This is a genomic window from Microcoleus sp. D2_18a_B4, from assembly GCF_036702475.1.
Lineage (GTDB): Bacteria > Cyanobacteriota > Cyanobacteriia > Cyanobacteriales > Microcoleaceae > Microcoleus.
This window is the reverse complement of record NZ_JAUBTL010000057.1, coordinates 41,773-52,518: the sequence shown is the minus strand read 5'-3', so window position 1 is coordinate 52,518 and position 10,746 is coordinate 41,773. Positions and strand designations below refer to the sequence as shown.

At 45.0% G+C, this 10,746-nt stretch carries 4 protein-coding genes; all 4 read right to left on the bottom strand.

Features of this window, described 5'->3' with window-relative positions:
* Positions 1-672: 672 nt before the first annotated feature.
* On the bottom strand, positions 673-6,141 hold the full coding sequence (locus QUB04_RS25935) for an AAA family ATPase (protein ID WP_333288846.1): 5,469 nt from the start codon (positions 6,139-6,141) through the stop codon (positions 673-675).
* 619 nt (positions 6,142-6,760) lie between these two features.
* Complete coding sequence (locus tag QUB04_RS25930) at positions 6,761-8,236, bottom strand: NAD(P)/FAD-dependent oxidoreductase (RefSeq protein ID WP_333288844.1); 1,476 nt, start codon at positions 8,234-8,236, stop codon at positions 6,761-6,763.
* A 333-nt stretch (positions 8,237-8,569) separates the two neighbouring features.
* Positions 8,570-9,850 (bottom strand): threonine-phosphate decarboxylase, encoded by a 1,281-nt coding sequence (locus QUB04_RS25925; protein WP_333288842.1) that lies wholly within the window; start codon positions 9,848-9,850, stop codon positions 8,570-8,572.
* A gap of 15 nt (positions 9,851-9,865) precedes the next feature.
* Positions 9,866-10,174 carry an HU family DNA-binding protein gene (locus QUB04_RS25920; RefSeq protein WP_278187376.1) on the bottom strand — a complete coding sequence of 103 codons (309 nt, stop codon included), beginning with the start codon at positions 10,172-10,174 and terminating at the stop codon, positions 9,866-9,868.
* Positions 10,175-10,746 lie beyond the last annotated feature (572 nt).

The window sequence follows — 10,746 nt, the reverse complement described above, 5'->3', positions numbered from 1 at the left end:
TATGCCATTTGCTCATCTTACAGCGTTTGTTAGCAAATGTTTGCATTTGTTGGAAAACTATACACTGTTAGTCAACCCTCCAAACCGAGATTAATTCTACCCAGGAATGGTATATGAAAATGGTATATAAACAGCATTTATTTAAATCGAGATTCCTACACGCCTTATAGCGCAAGGGCTAGAGCCATCGAACAGGCAGACTCGAAATCTACTTTAGGGGTAACTCTAACGTGGGTTCAAATCCCACCCTCTCCGTACATCTAAGCATCAAGCGTCAAGCGCGCACCTTATTAACCTAGGGTGCGCGCACTTTATCATATTATGAAATTTAACTCCCCAATCTCAGTAGCATGATAGGGACTTTCATTTCGGTAAGGTAGAGGCTTAGAATCTCCAGAGAACTCTTAACACGAAACCTGGGACAAAAAAAAGGGAAGAGTGTTTGTAAAGCAGGCGGTTGCAAACCGCTGTCTCAATCACTAATAAGGTGGAGGCGGAGGATGGGAAAATTAGTCGAGATTCTTTGTTTCCCTAGTCCATAGTCGCTAGTTCCTAGCAAGAGAACCCTTAGCCTGTTGCTCGTTCCCCGTTCTCCATTCCCTCTTTCTTCTAATAACGGGTTTCGTAGCTGCGATGCGGCGCTAATTGCCCTAAAGACGTGCTACCAACTGCTCACGCCGGAATAGAAATCACAAACTCCGAACCCTGGCCCAAAGAAGAATTCACGAGTAACGTACCTCCATGTTTTTCCACAACAATTTGGTGGGCTATAGACAATCCTAATCCAGTTCCTTGACCCACCGACTTGGTAGTGAATAAGTGGTTAAAGATGTTTTCCTTGACTTCGCCTGACATCCCCACTCCATTATCCTTAATGCGAATCAAAACCTGAGTTTGGTCTTCGCTCAGAGCAGTTTGAACCGTGATTTGATTAGGTAGAGCTTTAATTTCACTAAAACTCCGCCCCTTATTTGACTCCTCCAGAGCGTCAATGGCATTAGCCAGTATATTCATAAATACCTGGTTTAACTGTCCGGGAAAGCATTTTACTAGGGGCAAGTTACCATACTCTTTCACAACTTCAATGGCAGGGCGGAACTCGCTGGCTTTTAAACGGTGCTTGAGAATTAGCAGAGTGCTTTCGAGTCCATCGTGAATATTGAAAGAAACTGGTCGATCGCTATCTGCCCTCGAAAACGTTCTCAAACTTATACTGATATTGCGAATGCGATCGACTCCTTCCTTCATCGAGCCAATCAATTTAGGCAAATCTTCTCGCAAATACTCCAAGTCCATATCTTCAATTTCTGTTTCAATTTCCCCTCCCGGATTGGGAAATTTTTCTTGATACAAATCAATCAAATTGAATAAATCCCCCACGTATTCTTGAGCCGGTTGCAAGTTTCCCGCGATAAAGCCTACGGGATTGTTAATTTCGTGGGCTACACCGGCGACTAAATTTCCCAAAGCAGACATTTTCTCACCCTGCACCAATTGCAGTTGCATCTGTTTGAGATCGTGGATAGACTGCTCTAGTTTTTGGGCATATTCCTGAGATTGCTGATACAGTCGGGCGTTTTGTAAGGAAATTGCTGCTTGGGAGCACAGGATGTTGAGGATGGCGACGCGATCGCGCGTAAACGCCCCGGTTGTGAGATTATTCTCTAGATACAGAATCCCCATTACTTTGCCTTGATGGAGAATCGGAGTGCATAAAACGCTCTTGGGTTGGTGCTCAATCATGTAAGGATCGCCAGCCCAGGTGGTTTGAGTGCTGGCACGATCGAATACCAGGATTTCTTTTGTACGTTTGACGTAGTTAATGATGTTCAGAGGAATTGCTTTGCTTTCTTCAACTAGAAGTGATTCCAAGTCACAATCTTGACGATTTGTACAGTGTACGGCAACTCTCCACTTTCCACCTTCCTCCAAAATTAATGCTCCGGTTTGTGCTCCGGCATTTTGCACTACTACTTGCATCAAAGTAGTTAGCAATTGCTCTAGTTCTATTTCACTAGAGAGAGCTTGAAAAGCTTTGATCACTGTCGGCAAATCTACTAACTCCAAACTGCTTGTGCTACCGATAATTGTTCTATTGGTGTTAGATAGGGATGATTCACTGCTGGAGGTGTGAGTTGTTTCGGTCGGATTCTGGCGAGTTCGCTCCTGTTGCAGGATCACAGCAAGCAATTGGGGGTAGCGCTGTTCTAGATGGTCAATCTTTGCTTTGGCTCCCCACTTTGCGTAAGCATAGTAAGCATCAATTAAATAGGGTTTTGCCAGGTTTTCTTTGCCCCATTCTAAGTAGAATTTGGCAGCGAGTTCGTGAGCAACTGCTTCTTCGTTGATGTACTCGTTTTCTTGAGCGAAGGCAATCGCTTTGTCGTACATCTCGATCGCCTCTATTTTTTGGTTTAAGACCCGATGCCGTTCTGCCTCTACTAGATAGAATTTATGCAGATGATTCATGGGGGCATGATGCGCCCATTTCTGCATTTTTTCTTGGTTAGCTTGTACTCTGTCAAGAATGCCCTGTTGTTCAGACTGTGGAGTGTCAGAATACACTGCCAACCGCACCAAAGAATCGTAGAAATGGAAGATAGCAACAGTTATCAGCCCTGAAGCTGCGCTCAAATAACTTTCTATTTGAGCGCTACTTTTAAAAGCTTCTGGGTAATTTTCAAACAGATAACAAAGCACAAGTTTATGCAAGTATAAGTAATGAATCCCTAGGTAGTTATTGGTTCCATGATACAGTTGCAACATTGTCTCTTCGTCGTAGGCTTCTCCATTTAAATGGCATGGGTCTGGCGATCTTCCTATCAAGTTCAAAACGGCTTGCCAACAAATTTTTTGATAAGAAAGTGGGGCTTCCTGGTGAATTTTACTAACGGCATCTGCGTAGGTTGCTATTTCTGGTTCGAGTTGCGTTAGTTGCTTGCCAACAAAATACGAGTAATAACTGTAGTGAAAGATAGCATAACCAGCAAATTCTAACTCTCCGGTTTCCAGCCCACAAGTATAATCTGACAGCAAAGGTTTTAAACTATTTCTGAAGTGTTCTTTCCAAGGTTGAATACAAGAATGCACCATTGCGGATGTCTTGGCTTGGATTTCTTTGGCATTCAACTTTGACAATAGACGTAAAGCCAGTTGACCGAACTGATAGCCCCGCTCAATATCTCCCATGCCACAGAGAAGAAAACTATATATGACAAAAGCATAGGGAGACAAAGAAGCATTGCCATATTGGACAGATAAATTGACCTGTTTGCAAACTACCAAAGGCGCGAGTGGCGGCAGCGCTAGGTAGGCAGGAGTAAATAGGCTTGACAGAATCGTTATAGTTGCTATTTGTTGAGGATCTGTCATCAGAGGGAGATCAATTAAGTCCTCAGTTCCCTTTCCGCTCAAAATTGACGCGGTTTCTCCTAGTGCCTGTCCAATATCAGAGAAATTTGGCTCGGAGGGAAACTCTACCCCCAACTGCTTTAAGACTGGCAACCCTGTATTCAGCGCTTCCTGTAGCTTATTTTGCGCCATATAAGCTTGAATTTGGACTTCATATAGCTTCACTTTGTCCCCTAGCGTTTTGGCGCCGTTTTCCACGACAGATGCTAATTTTTCCATCTGGTCAAAATCACCGTTTAGATATGCCGCCGCTGCTGCTTCTGTATACAGCGCTAATGTTAGTTCGTATTGACTATGCCAACTATTTTCTGTCAGTAATTCCTGGCCAACCTTGAAATCTTCAACCGCAGCAGCATAAGCGGTAGCAGCTTTGGCTTTCTTTCCAGCAACCAGATTCAATCGTGCTAATTGTTCCCGTTCTGCATCCTGGGTAATTAGCTCAACTCCCACATTTAAGTGATTGACAATATCAAAAATTCTTTCTTCTCGATCGGCTTCTGGCGTATTCTTTAATAACAGTTGACCAATTTTTAAGTGAGTAGAACGCTTTTGGTCTTCAGGAATGAGGGAATAGGCTGCTTGTTGAACGCGATCGTGTAAAAAATTATATTTGGGTACTTGGTCATGGGTAATTAGTAATTGGTCAGATTTCTTGATATTACCGATTACCGATTCGCTATTTCCCTCTGGTTGATAAAACTTATAAACTTCGCTAATGGGTAAAATTAGCCCGTCTTGTAGTGCCTTCCATAAAGCCGATGCGGTTTCTGTTGGCGAATTTTCATCAACAATTGCTAACGTCGCCAAATCGAACTGATTGCCAATACAAGCAGCTAACTTTAAAACTTCCTGTGTCTGGGCTGGCAACTTTCGCAACTGAAGTGCCATAAATTCTACAACATCATCTGTTAGTGCCAAGGTTCGCAATCGGGCAATATCGCACTGCCAATACCGAGCGTCAAAATTAAATTCAATTAGCCCATCTTCATGCAAAGATTTGAGGAATTGGGTGCTGAAAAATGGATTGCCTTGGGTTTTCTGATAAACGAGTTCTGTCAAAGGCTGAGCCAACGCTGTAGAACAAGCTAGAGTATCGGCAACTAAACAATTTACGTCGGCTCGCTCAAGTGGTGCTAAGGTAATAGTATTCACCTTTGCTTCAGTTTTTTGAATTTCTGCTAACGTCAGCATCAATGGATGTGCGGGAAAAACTTCGTTATCCCGATAAGCTCCAATTAATAAGAGATAGCGGTTATCAACGTCGCTCATCAGCAGTTGAATTAATTTTAACGATGCTGAGTCTGCCCATTGCAAATCGTCCAAGAAAATCACTACAGGATGGTCTTTTGTTGTGAAGACTTGAATGAATTTTTCAAATAACAAATTGAAGCGATTTTGACCAGCACTTCCCGAAAGTTCGGGGACGGGCGCTTGCTGTCCGATAATACGTTCGAGTTCAGGAATGACTTCAACTATCACCTGAGCATTCTCGCCCAAAGCCGCCAAAATTTCCAACTTCCATTGTTCAAGTTTAGCATCGGTTTCCGATAGCAGTTGTCCCATTAAATCGCGAAAAGCTTGGACAAATACTGTAAAGGGAAGGGTGCGTTGAAATTGGTCGAATTTTCCTTTAATAAAGTAGCCTCGCTGTCTCACAATTGGTTTGTGAACTTCGTTAACGACAGCGGTTTTGCCAATGCCTGAGAAACCGGCAACGAGCATCATTTCGGTGCTTCCGGCACTGACGCGCTCGAAGGCCGATAGCAGGGAGAATACTTCGCTTTCTCTACCGTACAACTTTTCTGGGATGATGAAGCGATCGCACAAATCTCGTTGTCCTAATTTAAAGGATGCAATCTCTCCCTTTTCTCTCCACTGCTGCCAACAAGTTTCTAAGTCGTACTTCAGTCCTAGGGCGCTTTGATAGCGGTCTTCCGCATTCTTCGCCATCAGTTTACCAACTATCTCAGACAGTACCGGAGGAACTGCTGGGTGGAGTTCATGGACGGGAATAGGTTGCTTTGCCAGGTGGCAGTGTACCCAATCCATTGGATCGTCTGTTTGGAATGGTAACTTTCCTGTTAGTAATTCGTAGAATGTGACTCCCAGAGAGTAGAAATCTGTGCGGTAATCAATGCCTCGGTTCATTCGCCCAGTTTGTTCGGGAGATATGTAGGGTAAAGTGCCTTCTAGGACATTGGGATTTTGAATTTCTTGGGTTTCGCGCGGCAGCAGGGAAGCGATGCTCAAATCAATCAGCTTGACTTCTTTACTGGTGGGGTTAATGAGAATGTTGGCGGGCTTGAGGTCTTTATGGATGACGTGGTGGCGATGAAGTCCGTCAAGGGCGTTGGCAATTTGAATTGCCATAGGAAGAAACTCGTTAACTGGCAAGCCTTCTAGGGTTTCGTTGCTATCGGATGCTAGACTAGCAAGGTAGCTACATAAGGAAATTCCGCCAAAGTCTTCCATCACCAAAGCATAGCGGTTATGATAGCTCTCCAGGCTGTATGCCTTGACAGTGCCGGGGATATTTAAGTTTTTAGCAATTACGTATTGGTTGCGGAAGTGAACCAGTTCGTTGAAGCTGGGAAAGTCATTTCGCAGTAGTTTGATCGCGACGGGTTGCTGATCACAAGAGCGAATACCACGATAAACTAGAGTTCGATTGCCTGCGTATATTTCCTCGTTAATGTGATATCCTAGAAAAAAATTTGTGATGTTAGTCATATCTACGTATTCCTACTGCTTCTGTCAAGTCTGAAGCTTCTGAGAGTTACTATCTACTATTTTCGCTTGCTCTGCTTTAGTATTCAGTGAATTACATTTTTCTTAATATATTTGGGAGAGAGAGTTATGAAAGCAAGAGTTTAAAACAATACTTGAATTGTTTATGTAAGAGCTGTTGATACTGGAGTTAAGACTCAGTAGAAAATGAAGGAGGCTAATGCTCATTGAACGACAGCAGTTGAAAGAAGAGGAATTTAAGAGGCTAATCAGGTACTTAAGAGTATTTTTAAAACCGATGCTTGTATGCGATCGCCTATTAAATCTAATGTCGAGTTTAGCTCAGAATTTAATCTCATCAGTACAATTCGGGCGACTCTGCATTTAAAGCAGGAAGCAGAGGAAATCTAGTTTGTGCGCTCGATGGCGGATCGGTAGGGAGTCATAGGCTCCAAGCCGAATTATTTGTCCTGATGCAACAACAAGCTGCCCCACTTTAATAAGTGAATCAGGCATTTAATGCCAAAATTCAGAAGCCAACTGTGGAATTAGCCCAAGTCAATTATATTTTGCCACTCACATACTTACCAATTACCAATTACCAATTACCCCTTTGATTGTTTCACTTCCAATACCTGCGCCAGTGAAACAAATTCTCCCACAAATTGCGCGAAAAAGTATTGCTACCCAAGCGCTGCGACTCCCAAAGAGCAGCAGTTTGACCATTAATTTCCGAAAAACTTGACCAAATATAAGGAAGTTGGGCGATCGCCTCAACCTTCATCCCGTGACGCACAGCCAAAGCGATCGCGTGAATCAACTCAGCAGCTTGAGGCCCCACAATACTCGCTCCCAACATCTCACCATTGCGACGCCCGACAATCTTACAAAAACCAGTTGTATCCCCGGACATTTGAGCTCTTTCAACATTCTTGAAATATTCCCGACAAACAATGAGATCGTCTCCAAAACGGCGCCTTGCTTGCGCTTCAGTCAAGCCAACCCTCGCCAACTGCGGATCAGAAAAAATAGCCCAAGGAATCCCGCGATAATCTATTTGAAACATTGGCAAAAACAAAGCATTTTTCACAGCAACCGCAGCTTCGTAATTAGCGATGTGAGGGAACGGATAACCCCCAGCAACATCGCCGATCGCGTAAATGCGGTGATTTGTTGTTTGCAGCTTTTCATTTAAAATCACCCCCCGATCGCTGAATTTAACCTTAGCCGCTTCGAGATTTAACGATGAAAAATTGTGTCCTCTACCCGCAGCCAGAAAAATCTCCTCAGCTTCGATCGCCCTTGGCCCAGCTTGAATCCACTTTTTACCCTCAATCACCCTAGCTTGAGTCACCTCAGTAGCAGTCAGAATCCGCACTCCTTCAGCTTCCATTCCAGCTTGCACCAAACCAGCAGCCTCCCGGTCTTCTTTAGCCAAAATGTGCGAACTTTTGACCACCAAAGTGACAGCAACCCCCAGGCGAGCAAAAGTCTGAGCCACTTCGACACCGCTGGGATCTGCGCCGATTACAGCCAAACTTTTAGGCAACTCTGGAAGTTTTGCTAATTCCCCGACAGTTTCCGAAGTAAAAAAGCCAGCAGACGAAAGTCCTTCAATATTGGGAATCGCCGGCAGAGTTGGACAAGCTAGCAAATAACATAGCGATCGCAATTTCCGCCCGCCCGCAACAAAAGCCAAATCCGGTTTCGCAACAAACTCGCCGTTGCCAAAAATAACATCGACCCCGCGAGCCGCCAAAAGGCCGAGAGAATCAATTTCTGACAAATTAGAAACAACATCATCTGCCCACTTGAGAACCCCGTCAAACCGCAATTTGAGCGGCATGGAGGAATTCGCGACTTCCCAGCGAACTCCCAACTGCTGGCGGCTGATCTGCTGGGCAAAACGAGCAGCCTCCCTCAAAGTTTGGCTGTATCTCAAACCAAGGTTGATCGACTCTTTTTCCCCAGTCGGCAAATCTTGGGAATTACTTAGCGGTTCCACCAAAGCAACGCGGGCCGGGAAATTAGTTGCAGTCAAAGCAGCATAACGTCCGGCCGGAGTTCCACCAATAATCACTAAATCATAGTCAAGCATAAATAAAGAAGTCAGTAGTCATTAGTCATTAGTTAGTAGTCATTAGTCATTAGTTAGTAGTCAGTAGTCATTAGTTAGTAGTCAGTAGTCAGTAGTCATTAGTCATTAGTTAGTAGTTTAGGACGATCGGCGCGCGGGGTCATCAACCCGGTTTCTTCCTAGAGACTTCGCTGTAAAACCCAAGATTTATCATAGAAACCGGGTTTCTTGGGGATGTCCGCTCAAACGACTAATAAAATCAGTTTGTCAACTTTTATTGGTTGTTAACAGTCAACCGTCAACCGTCAACTGACAACCGTCAACTGTCAACCGTCAACCGTCAACTGTCAACCGTCAACCGTCAACTGTCAACTGACTAATGACTTCTTTAAGTCCAGCAATCAGCCGCAGATTGTCCGCCTTGGATCGCACGGCCACCCGAAAAAACCGATCGCCCAACTCAGGAAAACTCAAACAATCCCGAATCAAAATCCGGTGTCGTTCCAACAGACTTTTTTGAATACAAGAAACCGACATCGACGACTCAACCAACAAGAAATTAGCCGCCCCTGCAAAAGGCTGCAAACCCGGCAAATTAGCCAAACCCTCAAATAGCTCTCGGCGAGCAACAGGCAGCCAATCCCAAGTTTGCTGCTCAAAAACAGTATCTCGCACCACAGCAGCAGCAGCAGCAGCAGCCAAAGCATTCACAGGCCAAGGATCGCGCAGTAACTGCCAGCGGCGGAGAATATCGGGATGGGCGATCGCACAGCCCAACCGCAGTCCCGGCAGAGAATAGAATTTAGTGAGCGATCGTAAAATCACCAAATTCGGAAACTCCTCAACAGCATCGATCAAAGTTTCCTGCTCAGAAGGCGGTAGAAAGTCCATAAAGGCCTCATCCACCACCACCATAGCTAACTGCTTCAAATAAGGCAAAATCGCCTCCCTACCAAACAGCAAACCCGTAGGATTGTGCGGGTTGTTCAGGAGCAAACCTCGTCTATCGGCATCGAGAGCAAGAGGAACCGGGAGACGCAAAGAAGGGGAGACAAGGGAACGCTTAGAAACCGACAAATCATCCGTTACTAACCGGCTTCCAGTCTCCGCGTCCAACGATTTCAGATCCAACTGAGATGTTGCAGCATTCTCAATTACTTGTTTAGGAACAGGCAAGATGCCTGTTCCACAAGAAAATTCATCTCTTGTGGAATGGGCATCTTGCTCGTTCTTGACAATGGTGCCAGATTTAAGATCCAAAGGGCATTTGAGAACCTGCGCGCCGAAAGCCGAAAGAGCCCGCCAGTAATCGCCAAAAGCCGGAGTCACCAGATAAGTCGCCTCCAGCTTCGACAAATCCCAAGCCGCCCAAGTCAACAATTCCGCCGAACCATTCCCCGGCAAAATCCAATCCCGGTCAACATTCAAAGCCTCCCCCAAAGCAGTCCTGAGCTCTCCATAATCCGGGTCTGGGTAAGCCGTCAGACTGCTCAAGTGTGATTGAATTGCAGCCAGGGCCGACTCAGGAGGGCCCAAAGGACTGATACTCGCAGAAAAATCAAGAATAGCAGAGGCAGGGCAGCCGGCCAGTGCGGCTGCCCAAGCTAAATTCCCACCGTGTACAGGTCTAATCAAGACTCAGTTCGCCAGCTATTCCGCGTTTTTCGGCGGTGCAACTCTGTCCTTAAACAACTTCCCTGCGGAAAATGCAGGAACTCTGGTTGCCGGGATTTCCATCTTGTCGCCAGTTTTGGGATTGCGACCCTCGCGGGCCTTGCGTTCCCGCGACTCAAACGAGCCAAAACCGACCAGCGTCACCTTGTCGCCATCGGAGACAGCTTCCATGATTGCTTCGAGGGCCGCACTCAAAACAGCATCTGCCTGTTTTTTCGTCACGCTAGCCTTTTCCGCGACTGCATCAACCAATTCACCTTTGTTCATTGCGAACTCCTTCTGGATTTGCAAAATTACGTTAAACAGAGTTAGTTCAACTATTAGCTGTGAGTTATCAACTGGATTGAGGTGTGGATTGGGAGGTTTGGGTTGTTCCCGATTGCTCCCGTCCGCTTCCCCGAATCACAACTCCTGCTGAATACCAATTACCCTAGGATAATTGGTCAGAAAAGGAATTTTTGTTTCTAACTGCTGAAAACCCCACAGCATCTAATTTTCACTGCATTATTCTAAAGTCTTGCCGACCGTTATGGATCGGTGGAACCTTTAATTTATATGGAACTTGGTAATTTTTGTAATTAATCCCAAAATTTAGGTAAAAAAATACCACATTGGAGAGAAGATTTCTCGCCTCGGTGGATTTGAAAGCATAAAAAAAGAAGAAATAGAAGGAATAAAATGTAATTTGTCAAGGGCTAAAGGAAAAGTTTTTTCCTTCTTCCTTCTTTCTTTCCCATCTTTCTTTCCCCGGTGGGCAGGGCTGTTTCATTGTCCCGAAACCCGCCAGGGACTGAAGTCCCTGTCTCATAGCTGAAGTCGTCTGAAGACGACTGAAAGAGTGATTGATAGTCCTATAC